The 16,981-nt window shown below is 72.4% G+C and carries 15 protein-coding genes; 3 read left to right on the top strand and 12 right to left on the bottom strand.

What is annotated here, in order from left to right:
- Window positions 1-5 precede the first annotated feature (5 nt).
- The 3 genes from sfnG to IE069_RS00750 are packed head-to-tail and all read left to right on the top strand — an operon-like array spanning window position 6 to window position 3,070.
- On the top strand, window positions 6-1,193 hold the full coding sequence (gene sfnG, locus IE069_RS00760; RefSeq protein WP_189348194.1) for a dimethylsulfone monooxygenase SfnG: 1,188 nt from the start codon (window positions 6-8) through the stop codon (window positions 1,191-1,193).
- Window positions 1,194-2,576: an O-acetylhomoserine aminocarboxypropyltransferase/cysteine synthase family protein gene (locus IE069_RS00755; RefSeq protein ID WP_189348193.1), complete on the top strand. Its 1,383-nt coding sequence runs from the start codon at window positions 1,194-1,196 to the stop codon at window positions 2,574-2,576.
- A complete protein-coding gene (locus IE069_RS00750) occupies window positions 2,573-3,070 on the top strand; it encodes a CoA-binding protein (RefSeq protein ID WP_189348192.1) in 498 nt (165 codons plus the stop codon). Before IE069_RS00755 ends, IE069_RS00750 begins: the two co-directional genes overlap by 4 nt.
- Before the next feature lie 141 nt (window positions 3,071-3,211).
- Here the strand turns inward: IE069_RS00750 and IE069_RS00745 are convergent, their stop codons facing one another.
- The 12 genes from IE069_RS00745 to bioB form a co-directional block, all read right to left on the bottom strand.
- Entirely contained in the window at window positions 3,212-3,904 is a 693-nt protein-coding gene (locus IE069_RS00745; RefSeq protein WP_189348191.1) for a hypothetical protein, read from the bottom strand.
- On the bottom strand, window positions 3,897-4,448 hold the full coding sequence (locus IE069_RS00740) for an RNA polymerase sigma factor (RefSeq protein WP_189348190.1): 552 nt from the start codon (window positions 4,446-4,448) through the stop codon (window positions 3,897-3,899). The genes IE069_RS00745 and IE069_RS00740 overlap by 8 nt, the downstream gene beginning before the upstream one ends.
- A 234-nt stretch (window positions 4,449-4,682) precedes the next feature.
- On the bottom strand, window positions 4,683-5,462 hold the full coding sequence (locus IE069_RS00735) for a carbon-nitrogen hydrolase family protein (protein WP_189348189.1): 780 nt from the start codon (window positions 5,460-5,462) through the stop codon (window positions 4,683-4,685).
- 173 nt (window positions 5,463-5,635) lie between these two features.
- Entirely contained in the window at window positions 5,636-7,318 is a 1,683-nt protein-coding gene (locus tag IE069_RS00730; RefSeq protein ID WP_189348188.1) for an ABC-F family ATP-binding cassette domain-containing protein, read from the bottom strand.
- Complete coding sequence (locus IE069_RS00725; RefSeq protein ID WP_189348187.1) at window positions 7,315-8,592, bottom strand: glutaminase; 1,278 nt, start codon at window positions 8,590-8,592, stop codon at window positions 7,315-7,317. The genes IE069_RS00730 and IE069_RS00725 overlap by 4 nt, the downstream gene beginning before the upstream one ends.
- 38 nt (window positions 8,593-8,630) lie before the next feature.
- On the bottom strand, window positions 8,631-9,620 hold the full coding sequence (locus IE069_RS00720) for a GNAT family N-acetyltransferase (protein WP_189348186.1): 990 nt from the start codon (window positions 9,618-9,620) through the stop codon (window positions 8,631-8,633).
- Window positions 9,621-9,719: 99 nt separating this feature from the next.
- The gene (locus IE069_RS00715; protein ID WP_189348185.1) at window positions 9,720-11,009 is read right to left on the bottom strand and encodes an adenylosuccinate synthase; all 1,290 of its coding nucleotides are present in this window, start codon (window positions 11,007-11,009) and stop codon (window positions 9,720-9,722) included.
- A 186-nt stretch (window positions 11,010-11,195) separates the two neighbouring features.
- On the bottom strand, window positions 11,196-11,930 hold the full coding sequence (gene bioD / locus IE069_RS00710; RefSeq protein ID WP_229790853.1) for a dethiobiotin synthase: 735 nt from the start codon (window positions 11,928-11,930) through the stop codon (window positions 11,196-11,198).
- Window positions 11,927-13,009, bottom strand: a complete 1,083-nt coding sequence (locus IE069_RS00705; RefSeq protein ID WP_189348184.1) for a cytochrome P450 family protein — start codon at window positions 13,007-13,009, stop codon at window positions 11,927-11,929. The genes bioD and IE069_RS00705 overlap by 4 nt, the downstream gene beginning before the upstream one ends.
- Window positions 13,006-14,256 carry an aminotransferase class I/II-fold pyridoxal phosphate-dependent enzyme gene (locus IE069_RS00700; protein ID WP_229790852.1) on the bottom strand — a complete coding sequence of 417 codons (1,251 nt, stop codon included), beginning with the start codon at window positions 14,254-14,256 and terminating at the stop codon, window positions 13,006-13,008. Before IE069_RS00700 ends, IE069_RS00705 begins: the two co-directional genes overlap by 4 nt.
- On the bottom strand, window positions 14,253-15,668 hold the full coding sequence (gene bioA / locus IE069_RS00695; RefSeq protein WP_189348183.1) for an adenosylmethionine--8-amino-7-oxononanoate transaminase: 1,416 nt from the start codon (window positions 15,666-15,668) through the stop codon (window positions 14,253-14,255). Before bioA ends, IE069_RS00700 begins: the two co-directional genes overlap by 4 nt.
- Window positions 15,665-16,855, bottom strand: a complete 1,191-nt coding sequence (gene bioB / locus IE069_RS00690) for a biotin synthase BioB (RefSeq protein ID WP_189348182.1) — start codon at window positions 16,853-16,855, stop codon at window positions 15,665-15,667. Before bioB ends, bioA begins: the two co-directional genes overlap by 4 nt.
- Between the last annotated feature and the right edge of the window lie 126 nt (window positions 16,856-16,981).

Genomic DNA, 16,981 nt, shown 5'->3' with positions numbered 1-16,981 from the left:
CTTCGATGAGCACCTCCCCCAGCCCCATCGCCGATCTGGAATCCCCGCTGAAGTTCGCCTACTGGGTCCCGAATGTCTCGGGCGGCCTGGTCGTCTCGACCATCGAGCAGCGCACCAGTTGGGACTTCGACTACAACAAGAAGCTGGCCCGCATCGCAGAGAACTCCGGTTTCGAGTACGCGCTGACCCAGACCCGCTACGCCGCCAGCTACGGCGCGGACAAGCAGCACGAGGCCACGAGCTTCTCGCTGGCACTGCTCGGCGCCACCGAGCGCCTGAACATCATCTCCGCCGTCCACCCGGGCATGTGGCACCCGGGCGTGCTGGCGAAGTTCATCATCACCGCGGACCACATCTCGGGCGGGCGCTCCGCCGTGAACATCGTCTCGGGCTGGCTCAAGGACGAGTTCACGAAGTTCGGTCTGGACTGGCTGGAGCACGACGAGCGCTACGTCCGCACCGCCGAGTTCATCGACATCCTGCGCGGCCTCTGGACGGAGACGGACTTCTCCTACCAGGGCGACTACTACAACATCGACGGCTTCACCCTGAACCCGCCGCCGCTGGACATCGCAGGCCGCGCGCACCCGGAGGTCTTCTTCGGCGGCAACTCCACCGCCGCGCAGGCCGCCGCCGGCAAGACCGCCGACTGGTACTTCTCCAACGGCCGCTCGCTCGAGGGCTTCCAGGAGAACATCGCCGGCGTCGTCGCCTCCGCCGCTGCGGGCCGCCGGGCCCCGAAGCCGCCGAAGTTCGGCCTGAACGGCTTCGTCATCGCCCGCGACACCGAGGCCGAGGCGACCGAGACGCTGCGCGAGATCATCGCGAAGGCGCACCGCCCCGCCGTCGAGGGCTTCTCCGAGGCCGTCAAGGAGGCCGGGCAGTCCACGAAGGACGGCAAGGGCATGTGGGCGGACTCGACGTTCGAGGACATGGTCCAGTACAACGACGGCTTCCGCTCGAAGCTCATCGGCACGCCCGAGCAGATCGCCGAACGCATCATCGAGTTCAAGAAGATCGGCGTGAACCTCATGCTTACCTGCTACCTGCACTTCCAGGAGGAGGTCGAGGCGTTCGGCCGCGACATCCTGCCGATCGTCCGCGAGATGGAGGCGGACCTCGCCCGCAAGAACGGCACCGAACTGAACACCGACCTGCTTCCCGTCACCAACCTCGAAGGGGCCCTGCGCTAAATGACCGACCACCAGTTCGGGTTCCGCACCCGCGCTCTGCACGCCGGCGGCACGCCGGACGCCGAACACGGCGCGCGTGCCGTCCCGATCTACCAGTCCACGAGCTTCGTGTTCAAGGACACCGACGACGCCGCCAACCTGTTCGCCCTGCAGAAGTACGGCAACATCTACTCCCGCATCGGCAACCCGACCGTGGCGGCCTTCGAGGAGCGCATCGCGGCCCTCGAGGGCGGCATCGGCGCCGTGGCGACGGCGTCGGGCATGTCGGCCGAGTTCGTCACCTTCGCCGCCCTCGCCCAGGCGGGCGACCACATCGTCGCGTCCTCGAAGCTCTACGGCGGGACGATCACCCAGCTCGACGTGAGCCTGCGCCGGTTCGGCATCGAGACCACGTTCGTCGACTCCACAGAGGCCGCCGACTTCGCCGCGGCCATCCAGGAGAACACCAAGGCCGTCTACACGGAGGTCGTGGCCAACCCCTCGGGCGACGTCGTCGACCTGGAGGGCCTGGCCGGCGTCGCGCACGCCGCGGGCGTCCCGCTCGTCGTCGACTCGACGCTGACCCCGCCGTACCTGCTGCGCCCGATCGAGCACGGCGCGGACATCGTCATCCACTCCGCCACCAAGTTCCTCGGCGGCCACGGCACCACGCTCGGCGGCGTCGTCGTCGAGTCCGGCACGTTCGACTGGGGCAACGGCAAGTTCCCGACCATGACCGAGCCGGTGCCGAGCTACGGCAACGTCTCCTGGTGGGCCAACTTCGGCGAGTACGGCTTCCTGACCAAGCTGCGCAGCGAGCAGCTGCGCGACTTCGGCCCGTCGCTGCCGGCGCAGTCGGCATTCCAGCTGCTGCAGGGCGTCGAGACGCTCGCCCAGCGCATGGACAGCCACGTCGCCAACGCGCGCAAGGTCGCCGAGTGGCTCGAGTCCGACCCGCGCGTGTCCTACGTGAACTACGCCGGCCTGCCGAGCCACCCGCAGCACGCGCGCGCCGCGCGGCTGTTCCCGCTGGGCGTCGGCTCGGTCTTCAGCTTCGGCGTCAAGGGCGGCCGCGAGGCCGGCGCCCGCTTCATCAACGCGCTGCAGCTGGCCAGCCACCTGGCCAACATCGGCGACGCCCGCACCCTGGTGCTGCACCCGGCGTCGACGACCCACCAGCAGCTCACACCCGAGCAGCTCGTGGCCGGCGGCGTCCCCGAGGACCTCATCCGGCTCTCGGTCGGCATCGAGGATGTCGAGGACATCCTCTGGGACCTCGACCAGGCCCTCGACGCCTCCCAGCGCGCGGAGGCGACGGCGTCGTCCGCCGAGACCGCATACGACGGCGCCGCGTGCGCCGTGCCGTCGGCCGCACCAGCCGCGCAGATGGGAGCAGCCAAGTGAGCACCGAGCAGACACGCACCTGGGAGGGCCCGAACGCGGCCGACCGCCTGGGAATCCTGCGCAGGACGACGTCGATCGCGATCGTGGGCGCCTCGAACAAGCCCTCGCGGGCGAGCTACTTCGTAGCGACCTACCTGCTGTCCTCGTCGAAGTACAAGGTCTACTTCGTGAACCCGGTCCTGGACGAGATCCTCGGCCAGCCGGTCTTCAAGTCGCTGGCCGACCTGCCGGAGTCCCCCGACCTGGTGGAGGTCTTCCGCAAGCACGACGACCTGCCGGGCGTGCTGGAGGAGGCCAAGGCCGCGGGCGCGAAGACGCTGTGGCTGCAGCTGGGCTCCTGGCACGAGGACGTCGCCCGCGACGCCGAGGCCGCGGGCCTGGACGTCGTGATGGACCGCTGCGTGAAGATCGAGCACGCCCGCTTCCACGGCGGCCTGCACCTGGCCGGCTTCAACACGGGCGTGATCAGCGCCAAGCGCCAGGTCCTCGCCTGACCGGGGCGCGCTGAGCGAACGACGAGGGGGAGGAACCGCATGATGCGGCTCCTCCCCCTCGTCGTGTGCGCCCCTCGGCGCCGGCACCGGACCGCCGGGCCCTCGCGCCGGAGGACTACCGGCGCTCTGCTTCCGACCGGACTACCTGCCGGGCGTCCGGCCGTGCTTCTTCCCGCGCCCGTTGGACTTCGAGCCCATCTTGACGGTCTTCGGCATCGTGCTGGCCGGCTGCCCGGGGTTGAGGACCTTCTCCTGCTTGTCCGGCTTCTTCACGGGTTCCTGCACCGGTACCTGCTCGGGTGCGGGAGCGGGCTGCTGCACGGGTTCGGGCGTCGGCGTCGGCGCCGGGGTCCGCTTGACCACCCGTTCGGGCTCCGGCTCGGGCGCCTTCGTGGCGTCGATGTTCGGCCGCTCGGGTTCGTGCTCCAGCTCGCCAGGCGGCACGGTCACGCTCACCACCGGTGCCGCAGCGCGGGGCGCGACGTCGGCCGCGGCCACGCCGGCCAGTCCGGCCGCCGCCGCGAGCGCGACGACCGTCATGCCGCCCGTGACGGCGCCTCCGCCACGGCGCTTGCGGGGCTTCGCCGGGTCGAAGCCGAGGACGTTGTCCGCTTCGGCGTCCGCGTCCGTCGCGATGCCGGCTGCGCTGGCCGCCTCGGCGGCGGTCTTCCTGCCGTCCAGCAGATCGGCCAGGGCTCCGGTGGGTCGGGGCGCCGGCAGCGAGCCGGCAGCATGCAGCGATTCGACGGCGCCGCGCAGCCGGGCGTCGTCGGCCGCGCCGGCGTCCTCGAGCAGGGCGTCGAGATCGAAGGAGTTCTGCTCCGGTTCAGTCATCGCCGTCCACCTCCTCGAGCGTCTTCTTCAGGGACAGCAGGCCCCGGCGCTGCAACTGCTTGATAGAACCGGCGGACTTGCCCATGATGTCAGCTGTCTCGTCGATGGTCATACCGGCGACGATGCGCAGCATGACGCATTCCCGCTGGTCGGAGACGAGCGAGTCGAGCGCCTGCGCCAGGTGGCCCGATTCGAGCTGGGCGAGCAGTTCGTCCTGCGGAGAGGTCTCGACGCGGGGATCGACGGCGGGTTCGTATTCGACGATCCGGGGGGCGCGGGCGCGGGCCCGGGTGGCGTCGACCATGCGGGCATGCGAGATGGAGAAGGTGAACTTTCGGAGCCCTGCGACTCCGCCGGTCACGTCGGCGAGGCGAGCAAACACGGTGAGAAACACCTCCTGGGCCGCAGCCTCCGGGTCCTCAAGTCCCTTCGCCGCCAAGTATCCGTGAACCGGCCCGGCCAGGTTCTGATAGATGGCGGTCAGCGCGCCGGAGTCTCCGTGCCGAGCCTGCTCGAGCACGTCATCCGTCAAGATGGCGGCCACTGCACTCCTCAGGTTCGTCGACGACTGTCTCGAACCAGTGTAGTGCGAAGTTATGAATTAGTTATAAAGGAGCCGGGCTGAAAATCGTTGGGGGGAAACTCTCAGCCCGGCTCCATATACGTCATCGCCCCGACCCCCTCCGGGGTTACGCATCGGACCGAACTTTTCCGAACTTTCTTCTCAACCGCCCCGGATCCCCGTGATTACGGGGTTTTCCGATAGCCCATCGGGGGTCTACAGGCGGCGGTTCGCGAGGACGGGGAGGAACTCCCGGACCTCGTCGATGCGTTTCCGTGTGACGTCGACTGTGACGAGCGCTTCAGTCTCATCGTCGAGGAAGTCCACCGGGATGCCCATCGGGTCGATCACGGCGGAGTGCCCCACGGTGTTCGTCGAGGAGGTGCCGGCCGCGGCCACCCAGACGGTGTTCTCGATCGCGCGGGTGCGCAGGACCGTCTCCCAGTGCTCGACCTTGTGATCGCCCTTGAACCAGGCGGCGGCGACGAGCAGCACGTCGGCGCCCTCCGTGGTCAACCGGCGGGCGAGCTCCGGGAACCGGATGTCGTAGCAGGTCATGACGCCGAACCGGAGGCCGTCGACCTCGATCACGCCGACGCCGTCGGGGTCGCCCGGCTTGATGCGCTCGGACTCCTTGTAGGAGAACGCGTCGAAGAGGTGGACCTTGCGGTAGGTGGTGACGATCCGCCCCGTCCCGTCGACGGCGACCACCGTGTTGTACGGGCGGGCCTCGCCGCTGGACTCGTAGCCGCCGGCGACGATCGCGATCGACTCCTCGGCGGCCAGCAGGCTGAGCTGCTGGACGAACGTCGACCAGTCGCGGTCCACGGCCTCGCGCAGGTCGCCCTCGACGTGGCGGATCGTGAACATGGTCTCCTCGGGGAAGAGGACCAGGTCGGCGCCCTCGTCGCGGGCACGGCGCGTCAACCGCTTCACGACGTCGAGGTTGTCCTGCAGATCCCCCGACGGGTTCAACTGTGCCACGCTGATCTTCATCGTCGCCTCCTCAAATGCGCCGACGGCCCACGGCCGGTTCTCGACTCACCACCTGCGTGAGTGTGAACCAGCCTACCGATTCGCCGACCCCATGACGATGGCGTGACGCGCCGCCCGCGCTCCCGGCGGGTCACGATTCGGCCACCACGGCAGGTGAGGCCGCGGCCCCGGCCTCACCCGCGGGAGACGACGCCGCCCGGCGAGACGTCCAGCCGCTGGCCGCCGGCGGCCCGGCGGCGCCAGCGCCGGTCGTGGGTGACGGTGACGACGGCGCCCGGGTAGTCCTCGAGGGCGTCCTCCAGCTGCTCCACGAGCTCGGGCGCCAGATGGTTCGTGGGCTCGTCGAGGAGCAGGAGGTCGCTGGGCGCGGTGACGGCGACGGCGAGCTCGAACCGCCTCCGCTGGCCGACGGAGAGGTCCACGACCGGCCGGCCCAGATCGTCGCGGCCGAACAGCCCGGAGCGCAGCAGCGGGAGCACCGCATCCTCGCGGTACGTTCTGATCGCGGCGGCGAACGCGTCGAGCAGCGGCCGGCGGGACCGGGCGGAGAAGTCCTGGTGCAGCCATCCGGTGCGGGTCCCGGCCCGGCGGACGACGGAGCCGGCGTCCGGGGCCAGCTCGCCGGCGAGGACCCGGAGCAGTGTCGTCTTGCCCGCACCGTTCGGGCCGGAGACGAGCCAGCGGTCGCCGGCCGCGACCTCCAGCCGTTCGAGGCGCAGCCGGGGCGGCGACTCGGCGCTGCCCAGCACGACGCCCTCGGCGGTCAGGACGACGCCTTCCTCCCGCTCATTCTCGGCGGCCGCGAACGCCGGCGCGAAGCGCAGCGGCTCCGGCGGCGGCGGCGCGGGTTCGTCCCGCAACCGCTCGACACGTTCCTTGGCGATCCGGATCCTGCTCCGCGCCCCGTGGTCGCGGCCGCGGGCGCGGAAAGACCCGTGGCCGAAACCCGGCTTCTCCTGCTTGCGCGGCATGGCGTCGAGCCGGGACGAGTTCGCCTCGACCAGCTCCTGGTTCCGCGCCAGGTCGCGCTTCCAGGCCTCGTGCTCCCCGGCGAGGCGCCGTCGTTCCGCGGCGCGGGCGTCGAGATAGCCGGCGTACCCGCTGCCGTAGCGGGTGAGCCTGCCGTCGTCGATCGCGACGATGTCGGCGGCCACCCGGTCGAGGAAGTCTCGGTCGTGGGTGACGACGACGAGCGCACCGCGGTGCTCGACGAGCCGCGCCTCGAGCCAGTCCATGGCGGCCTCGTCGAGGTCGTTGGTCGGCTCGTCGAGCAGGAGCAGCTCGGCCTCGGCGGAGAGGGCGGCGGCCAGGGCCAGGCGGGCCTGCTCCCCGCCGGAGAGTTCGGCGACGGGGCGGGACCGCTCGAGGTCGCCGAGTCCCAGCTGCTCGAGCGCCGCGTCGAGCCGCGTCTCGACCCCGTAGCCGTCGCGCGCCTCGAAGGCGTCGGTGGCCCGGCCCAGCCGCGCCAGCAGCCGCTGCTGCTCGGCGCCCGTGGCCAGCGCGGCCTGTTCCGCGAGCGTCCGCACCTCCGATTCGAGGCGGCGCAGGTCGGCGAGGAGCGCGTCGAGGGCGCCGGTCACGCTCGCGCCGGGCGCGAACGTCGGACGCTGCTCCGCGAAGGCGAGGCCGCCGGGGATCTCGACCCGCCGCTCCCCGTCCGCGGGTTCGACGGTGCCGGCGATCAGCCCCAGCAGGGTCGACTTGCCGGCGCCGTTGTCGCCGACCAGGCCCAGGCGGTCGCGCGGACCGACGGCGAGGTCGACGTCGCGCAGGACGACGCGCTCGGCCCACCGGGCGGTCGCGCCGCGCAGGACGCACTCGCGGTGCGGCCGGGGCGAGGCGGGCGGGCGGGTCATCGCGGGGAGACGTCGATGTCAGCGATGCTCGAGCTGTACTCCGGCGTCGTCCCGTCGCCCAGATCGAAGGACGGGAGCACCCCGTTCGGGTCGACCAACACGACCCGGTGTCCGTCGAGCTTCATCCGCCGGGCCGCCTCGGCCGACATCTTCCGCGCGACGTCGGAGATCTCGTCCACGCGGTGCAGGTCGAAGACCACGATCCGCGTCGACGGCGGGTTCTCGACGGCGTGCCGGATGAGCGACTCGGTGCTGACGAACACGAGGTCGCCCTGGAGCTCGTAGACGGTCACGTCTTCACCCCTGACGCTCTCCACGCGGTGGTCGCGGATGGCCGACCTCGAGGGCCGCGTCGCCTCCATCAGGTGCATGCCCAGGTCGCGGGAGAGCCGCTCCATCACCCGGATGCCGCGGACGCTGTTGCCGTGGACGTCGAGGCGCGGGGAGAACACCGCGACGCCGACCTGACCGGGCAGGACGCCGATGATCCCGCCGGCCACGCCGCTCTTGGCCGGGATGCCCACGGTCGTCAGCCAGTCCCCCGCGGCGTCGTACATCCCGCAGCTGGTCATCACACTGAGCACGTGGCGGACCACGTCGGCACGCACGACCCGCTCGCCCGTCACCGGCTGGACGCCCGCATTGGCGAGCGTGGCGGCCATGTGGGCCAGGTCGCGGACCGTGACGGAGACCGAGCACTGCCGGATGTAGCCGTTGACGACGTCGACGGGGTCGTCGTCGATGATCCCGAACGCCTTCATCAGGTGGCCGAGTCCGAGGTTCCGGTGGCCGGTCGACTGCTCGGATTCGAAGACCTCCTCCGCGACCCCCAGCTCGCGCCCGGCGAAGGCGGAGTAGTGCTCCAGCACGCGGCGGTCGCGCTCGGCCGTCGAGGACGCCCGGACGAGCGAGTGCGCCGCGATGGCGCCGGCGTTGATCATGGGGTTGAGGGGGCGCCCGGTGCCGGCCTCCAGGGAGATCTCGTTGAACGCCTCACCCGAGGGCTCCACGCCGATGCGCGCCGCGACGTCGTCGAACCCCTGGTCGCCGAGGGCCAGCGAATAGGTGAAGGGCTTGGACATCGACTGGATGGAGAACTCGCGGCCAGCCTCGCCGACGCAGTAGACGGATCCCTCCACCGTGGCCAGCGCGATGGCCGTCAGATCCGGATTCGCCCGCGCCAGCTCGGGGATGTAGTCGGCGACGTCTCCGCGCTCGTCACCCCGGACCTCTTCGAGGACCTCGGCCAGGTAGTCGGGTATCGGTGATCGCATGATCCGATCCTAGCCACCGGCCGCAAGACCCGAATCGGTCAGAGGCCGAACGGCGCCGCGTAGCCGACGCGACCGGCCGGGACGTCCCATTCGCTGGCCAGATCCAGCACCATGAGCGCGTCGTCCGGCACGTCGATCGACAGGTGCACGCCGAAGTCCGCGGCCCGACGGAACCCGAACCGGGGGTAGTAGCCGGGATGGCCCAGGACGACGACGTAGCGCTCGCCCGTCGCCCGGGCCGCCTCGAGGGCGCCGTTGATCACTGCGGTGCCGGCGCCGCGGCGCTGCTGTCCGGGGACCACCGCGCAGGGGGCCAGCGCGAGCGCGTCCGCGTCGCCGATGCGGCAGCGTGTCAGCAGGGCGTGGGCGACGACGCCGCCCGCCTCGTCCTCCCCCACCCAGGAGAGGCCGGGGAGCCACTCCGGCTCCGGACGCAGGGCGTCGACGAGGTCCGCCTCCTCGTTGGTCGGGAACGCCGCCGCCACCACGGCGCGGACCCGGTCCCTCTCCTGAGGCCGCTCGGGGCGGACGGCGACGCCGGAGAGCTCGATGGAGTACGTGCCGTCGTCGATGGCCTCGGGGGCGCGCCGGAACCCGACGCGCCGGTAGAGGCCCACGGCCGTCGTGTTGCCGGATTCGACGCTGAGGCTCACCCGCTTCACGCCCTGCTCGCGTGCGGCATGGAGCGCCCCGCTGAGGAGCCGCTGCCCGAGGCCGAGGCCCCGGTAGCCGGACCAGACGCAGAGGCTCAGCTCGGGGACGCCGTCGCCGATGTACCCGTAGCCGGGGTGGTCCGCGGTGAGGAAGAGGCACCACACGACGCCGACCGGCCGGCCGTCGCTCTCGGCGACGAGGCCGAAGTCGCCGCGTTCCGGGTCGAAGCGGCTGTAGTGGCTGAAGTGGGACTGGCTGTCGATCTGCCGATAGGTGAACCGCTCCCGGCCGCGCCAGTTCATGTTGGCGTGCGTCGCTGCGCGCAGCAGCTCCTCGTCGGCCGCCACGAGTCGCCGAAGCCGGATCTCCCCCATTGATGCATCCTTATCTATAAGTCCTTGACAAGACTACCCCGCGAGCGTACAGAAGAGGCCGTGCCCCACAAAGGGGACACGGCCTCGAAAAGGGAATTCCTAGCCTTTGATCAGGTCGTTCCTGACGATCGTCTGCTCGCGGTCCGGCCCGACGCCGATCGCGGAGAAACGCGCCCCGGAGCGCTCCTCGAGCGCCAGCACGTACTTGCGGGCGTTCTCCGGCAGGTCCTCAAGGGTCCTGGCCCCCGTGATGTCCTCGGTCCAGCCGTCGAAGTACTCGAAGATCGGCTTCGCATGGTGGAAGTCGGTCTGCGTCATCGGCATCTCGTCGTGCCGGACGCCGTCGACGTCGTAGGCCACGCAGACCGGGATCTGCTCGATGCCCGTGAGCACGTCCAGCTTGGTGAGGAAGTAGTCCGTGAAGCCGTTGACACGCGAGGCGTGGCGCGCCAGCACGGCGTCGTACCACCCGCAGCGGCGCGGACGGCCGGTGTTCACGCCGAACTCGCCGCCGGTCTTCTGCAGGTAGATGCCCCAGTCGTCGAACAGCTCGGTCGGGAACGGGCCGGCACCCACGCGCGTGGTGTAGGCCTTGATGATGCCGACGGAGCGGTTGATGCGGGTCGGGCCGATGCCCGAGCCCACAGACGCGCCGCCCGCGGTCGGGTTGGAGCTGGTGACGAACGGGTAGGTGCCGTGGTCGACGTCGAGGAACGTCGCCTGGCCGCCCTCCATCAGCACGACCTTGCCGGCGTCGAGGGCCTCGTTGAGGACGAACGTCGAGTCGATGACGAGCGGGCGCAGGCGGTCCGCGAAGGAGAGGAAGTAGTCGACGATCTCCTCGACCTCGACGCTGCGGCGGTTGTAGATCTTCAGCAGCAGCTCGTTCTTCTGGCGCAGCGCGCCCTCGACCTTCTGGCGCAGGATCGACTCGTCGAAGACGTCCTGCACGCGGATGCCGAGGCGGCCGATCTTGTCCATGTACGCGGGCCCGATGCCGCGGCCGGTGGTGCCGATCGCGCGCTTGCCGAGGAAGCGCTCGGTCACCTTGTCCATGGTCTGGTGGTACGGGGCGACCAGGTGGGCGCTGGCGGAGACGCGCAGCTTGGAGGTGTCGGCGCCGCGGGCCTCGAGCCCGTCGATCTCCTCGAAGAGCGCCTCAAGGTTCACCACGCAGCCGTTGCCGATGATGGGGGTGGCGTTCGGGGACAGGATGCCGGCGGGAAGGAGCTTGAGCTCGTACTTCTCGCCGTTGACGACGACGGTGTGGCCGGCGTTGTTGCCGCCGTTGGGCTTGACCACGTAGTCCACGCGTCCACCGAGGAGATCGGTGGCCTTGCCTTTGCCTTCATCGCCCCACTGGGCGCCTACGATCACGATTGCTGGCATGGGATCCTCCCCCTTGCTCGGTCAGCGTCCGGTCCTTGGGTGCGCTGGTCGCAGCTGTGCGACGCGGCGCGGAACCGGGTTCCGGGCGAACCGGACACACGTAAGCCCCTGTGCCTCTTGCGTGCGGCCGCCGCCTCGTTCGGGGCGCGCCGGTTCGTAAGAGTCAGGGGCTCTTACGCCCCGAGTTTACCGGAGCGGACCCGCCGATGCGACTTCGACGCGTCGTTTGACGAACCACCGGAGCGCCTCGCGCGTGAACCGCCCGGATCCCCACGACCCCGCGCCCTCCGGCAACGCGCCCCACCACCCGATACCGGCGTCCGAGCACATCTGCCGCAGCGTGGCGCGGTTGGAGACCTCCACGGGCGTCGGGTGCGCGGGCCAGCTGCCGAGCACGACGCCGGCCGTCTCCACACCCCGCGCCCGCGCGGCCTCGAGGGTCAGCCCCGTGTGGTTGAGCGTCCCCAGGCCGGGCCGGGCCACCACGGCCAGGCGCCCACCGGCGGCGAGGCAGACGTCGGCGATCGTGTCCCCGGCGCCCGTGAGCTGGACCAGGAGGCCTCCGGCCCCCTCCACCAGCACGACGTCGGCCCGCCCGTGCAGCCGTTCGATCTGCGCCAGGTGCGTCTCGAGTCCGGGCAGACCGCACCCCTCGGCGGCCGCGGCCGCGACCGGAGCCATGGGCTCGGCCAGCCGGGCCCCCTCGGAGAGGACGACGCCGGGCCCCGCCAGGCGCCCGACCTCGCCGATGTCCCCGCCGCGCGGGGCGCCGGGCGAGGCGTCCGCCACGGGTGGCTCCCCGGTCTGGACCGGCTTGTAGACCGCCACCGTGTGCCCGGTGCCGGCCAGCGCGGCCGCGAGGGCGGCGGTCACGACCGTCTTGCCGACGCCGGTGTCCGTCCCGGTCACCGCGAGGATCACGAGCCGACTCCCGCCAGCTTCGGCGCCGCCGCGCCCACCGTGAGCGGGGCCTGGAAGGACAGCAGCCGCAGCCACGGCGGGTCCCCGCCCGCACCCTCGGCGTCCGGCAGCGCGCGGGCGGCCTCGTTGAGGACGACGACGGCCTCGAGCTCGGCCAGTCGCGCGCCCAGGCACCGGTGGAGGCCGTGCCCGAAGGCCAGCCCGTACCCCGTGCCGTCCGCGGCCGGGTGGTGCCCGCTGAGCTCGAGCAGGATCTCGGCCCCGGCCGGCAGCCGCACCCCGTCGACCACGGCGTCCGCGACCACCCGGCGGCGCCACGTGTGCACGGAGGACTCCGTCGCGAGCACGCGCCTCACCTGGTCGCGGGCGGCGTCCATGTCCCGGCACGCGGCCCAGACCCCGCGGTCCCGCAGGCTCCGGTAGAGGACCGTGTTGATCAGCAGCGCCGTGGTCTCCTGGCCCGCGATGACGAGGAAGTAGCCGAGCGAGCAGATCCGCCGCTCGTCCAGTCCCCCCGCGTGCAGGACCCCGAAGAGTGACTCCGTCCCGCGGCTCGCCCGGACGCTCCCGCGCAGCCACGCGTAGAACTCGGCGGCGCTCTTCGCGAGCTCCACCTGCCGGGCCTCGTCCGGCCAGCCCCAGAACAGTTCGAGCGAGTCCCGGCTCCACCGCTTGAGTTCCGCCAGGGGCGGGTTCCCGGTTCCGATCAGCCGGCTCATGATCTCGGGCGGGACCGGGTCGGCGAGCCCGGCGGCCAGGTCCACGTGGGCGCCGGCGTCGAACCGGGCCCGCACGCCGGCGGCCGCGTCGCGGGCCAGCTCACGCACGGCCGGCGTCACGGCGGAGACCTTGCCGGGGCTGAAGAAGCCGGCCATCATCCGGCGCACGCGCAGGTGTTCCGCGCCCGTCTCGGACGCGAGCACCGGCGGCAGCGAGAAGCCCACGCGGGCGAGGATGCGCAGCGCCTCGGGCCCGAGCGGCACGACGGCGGTCAGCGCGTTCGTGGGCTCGAACTCCCCGGTCCGCTCCAGGACGTCTTTCACGGACGCAGGTTCGCGCACGCGGTGGTAGGTGCTCATGCCGCCGGCTCCTGTCGGTCGATGGTGGTCAGCACGTCGGCGACGACGGCGAGCGCGCGGCCCAGCTCGTGCCGGTCCTGGGCGGCCCGGGCTGTGAAGCGCAGCCGGGAGACGCCGTCGGGCACGCTCGGCGGCCGGAAGCAGCCGGCCGCGATGCCGAGGCGGCGCAGCTGCCCGGCGGCGTCGGCGGCGGCTGCCGCGGACCCGATCCGCGCGGAGTGCACGGCCCCGCAGCCGACGTCGAGCTCGGCCACGGGGGCGAGCGCCGCGACGATCTGCCGCGAGCGGGCCGCGAGCCGGTCCGGCAGCGAGCCATCGGCGGCGGCGATGCGCGCGGCCTCCGCGGCGGCGGCCGCGGCGCCCGGGGCGAGGCCGGTGTCGAAGACGAAGGTCCGGGCGGTGTTGACGAGGTGGTCGCGCAGCGCGGCGCCGAAGTCCCCGGCTCCCAGAACGGCCCCGCCCTGGGAGCCGAGGGCCTTGGACAGCGTCGCGGTCACGACCACGCGGGGGTCGCCCGCGAGCCCGGCGGCGTGCACGGAGCCGGCGCCGTGCACGCCGATCGAGTGGGCCTCGTCGACCACCAGTACGGCGTCGTGCTCGGCGCACACCTCTGCGAGCCGGGCGAGCGGGGCGGCGTCGCCGAGGACCGAGTAGACGGACTCGACGGCCACCACGGCGCGCGGTTCGCGCCGGCCCGCGAGGAGGCGGGCGACGTCGTCGCAGCTGTTGTGCGCGGCGGTGCGGGTCCCGCTCCTGGAGAGCCGGGCGCCGTCGATGAGGCTCGCGTGGGCGTGCTCGTCGAGCACCATGAGGGTCCCGGGGCCGCCGAGGGACGCGAGCAGCCCCAGGTTGGCGGCGTACCCGCTCGAGAAGGCGAGCGCGTGCTCGCGCCGGGTCAGCCGGCACAAGGCGGCCTCGAGCTCCTCGTGCACGGCCAGAGTGCCGACGACGACGCGGCTGGCCGCCGCGGACGTCCCGAACTCGGCCTCCGCCGCGGCGGCCGCGGCTGCCAGACGCGGGTCGCGGGCGAGGCCGAGGTAGTCGTTGGAGGCGAGGTCGTAGAGGCCGGCCGCGACGCGGGTCGCCCGCGATCCGCCCCGGGCCGCGCGCACCCGCGCCCGGTCGGCGATCCAGCGCCCCATCGCACCGGCGGGCCCTGCAGCGGCCGGTCCTGCGCCAGCGGGATCCACGGCGCTGGATCCTGACCCGCCGAGCCCTGCGCCGACGGGACCTGCGCCGGCGCTCATCCGTGCACCTGCGCGATCGCCCCGGTCACCGCGTCCCCGAGCTGCGCGACCTCCGCCGGCGACGCGACGTAGGGCGGCATGACGTAGACGAGGTTCCGGAACGGCCGCACCCAGGCGCCGGCCTCGACGGCGGCCCTCGTCACGGCGGTCACGTCGACGGACCCGCCCAGCTCGACGACGCCGATGCCGCCGAGGACGCGCACCTCCCGCACGCTGGACAGCGCCCGGGCCGGGGCCAGCGCCGCGGTGAGCCCGCGGTGCAGGGCGGCGACGGAGACCTGCCAGGGCGGCGGGCCGCCGTCGTGCTCCGGGACGGTCAGCAGGTCCAGCGAGGCGGAGGCGACGCGACACGCGAGCGGGTTGCCCATGAAGGTGGGCCCGTGCAGGATCGCGCGGTGCTCGGAGTCGGAGACCGCCCGCGCCACGCGGGTGCTGCAGACCACGGCCGCGAGCGTGAGGTAGCCGCCGGTGAGGGCCTTGCCCGCGCACAGCACGTCGGGGGCGATGCCCGCCCAGTCGCACCCCCAGAGGCGGCCGGTCCGGCCGAGCCCGGTGGCGATCTCGTCGGCGATGAGCACCAGGTCCCACCGGTCGGCGACGCGGCGCAGCGCGCGCAGGGCCGCCGGCGGGTAGAAGTGCATGCCGCCGGCGCCCTGGACGACGGGCTCGACGATGATGCCCGCGAGCGAGCCCTCCTCGGCCGCGGCGATGCGCTCCAGGTTGGCCTCCCACGCGGCGAGCGCGTCGTCGTCGTACTCCCACCGACCACCCTCCGGCCCGTCGCCGACGAGCCGCGCGGCCGGCGGGCGCGGAACGAACACCTGCTCGGCGACCAGGCCGGGGAAGGCCGAGTGCATGCCGTCGACGGGGTCGCACACGCTCATCGCGGCGAAGGTGTCCCCGTGGTAGCCGCCGCGCACGGCCAGGAACCGCTGGCGCGCGCTCCGGCCGGATGCGGCCTGGTACTGCAGCGCCACCTTGAGCGCGACCTCGACGCTCACCGACCCGGAGTCCGCCAGGAACACGTGGTCGAGCCCCGCCGGCGCGATCCGGGCCAGGCGCTCGGCGAGCCCGACGGCCGGCGCGTGCGTGAGGCCGCCGAACATGACGTGGCTGAACTGGCCGATCTGGGCGGCGGCGGCCGCGTCGAGGACGGGGTGGCCGTAACCGTGGACGGCGGACCACCACGAGGCCATGCCGTCGACGACGTGGCGCTCGCGGACGCCGTCGTCCAGCGTGAGGCACGCGCCGGAAGCGCCGGTCACCCCGTAGAGTGCGCCGCCGTCCAGCGGCGCGTACGGGTGCCAGAGCAGGCCGGCGTCGCGCTCGAGCAGTCCCCCTCCCCGCTCGAGCAGTCCCGTGTCCTGCGCGAGCAGTCCCGTGTCCTGCGCGACCAGTCCCGCGCCGCTCATGCGTTGGGCGCTGCGGCCGTTCCCGCGCCGCGGCGGCGCAGGACGGGCGAGCCGGGGGTCTCGGCGGCAGAGGTCTCAGCGGCGGGCGCCTCGGCGTCGTCGTCCCGCGACCCGCAGCAGCCCGTGCCGCACGCGTGCGCGGCCGGCTCTGCCTCCCTCTCCGCGCACGACGACGCGGCCGCCGGGCGCTCGGGGCGGCCGAGGACGCGGAAGCCGGCATCGGCGATCATCTCCAGGTCCGCCTCGGCGGCCTGGCCCTCGCTGGTGAGGTAGTCGCCGAGGAAGAGCGAGTTCGCGACCTCGAGGGCGACGGACTGCAGCGAGCGCAGGTGCATCTCGCGGCCCCCGGCGATGCGGACCTCGCGGTCCGGGCAGGCCAGGCGCACCATCGCGAGGATGCGCAGGCACTTCAGGGGGGTCAGCTCCCACGTGCCCTCCAGCGGAGTGCCCTCGAACGGCATCAGGAAGTTGACGGGCACGGAGTCGGCGTCGAGGTCGCGGAGGGCGAACGCGGCCTCCACGAGCTGCTCGTCGCTCTCCCCCATGCCGACGATCAGGCCCGAGCACGGGGACATGCCGGCGGTCTTGGAGGCCTCGACGGTCGCCACGCGGTCGGCGTAGGTGTGCGTGGTGCAGATGTCGTCGTACTTGGACTCCGCGGTGTTGAGGTTGTGGTTGTAGGCGTCGGCGCCGGCGGCCGCGAGCTTGCTCGCGTGCCGCTCCTTGATGAGGCCGAGGCACGCGCAGACCTCGACGCCGGGGTTCTCGTCCTTGACGCGCTCGATCATGTCGGTCACGCGGCCCACGTCGCGGTCGGTGGGCCCGCGGCCGGAAGCGACGAGGCAGACCCGCGAGGCCCCGCCGCGCACGCCGAGCCCGGCCTGCTCGGCGGCGTCCTCCGTGGAGAGCCACTTGTACTTGAGGATCTGCGCGTCGGAGCCGAGCCGCTGGGAGCAGTACGTGCAGTCCTCGGGGCAGAGCCCCGACTTCAGATTGACCAGGTAGTTGACCTTGACGGTGTCGGCGAAGTGCCGCCGGCGCAGGCGCCCGGCCTGCAGCACCAGAGCCAGCGTCTCCGCGTCCGGCGTCGCGAGGACGGCGAGCGCCTCCGTCCCGGTCAGTGCGTGCCCCGCGTCGATGCGGTCCACGAGGTCCGCGGCGTCCGCCGTCTCGACCAGTTGTTCCATAGCCGTGCCCCTTCTCTTGAACAGTGTTCAATTTCTGGGAAAAGGCTACACCACGAGGGGCCGGCGCCGGACGGACCCGCCCGTGCGCGCGATGATCGCGCAGCCGGCGCTGCTGACGTGAGGCCC

It is taken from the genome of Zhihengliuella salsuginis, from assembly GCF_014651715.1.
GTDB lineage: Bacteria > Actinomycetota > Actinomycetes > Actinomycetales > Micrococcaceae > Zhihengliuella > Zhihengliuella salsuginis.
This window is presented reverse-complemented; position numbering and strand designations above follow the sequence as displayed.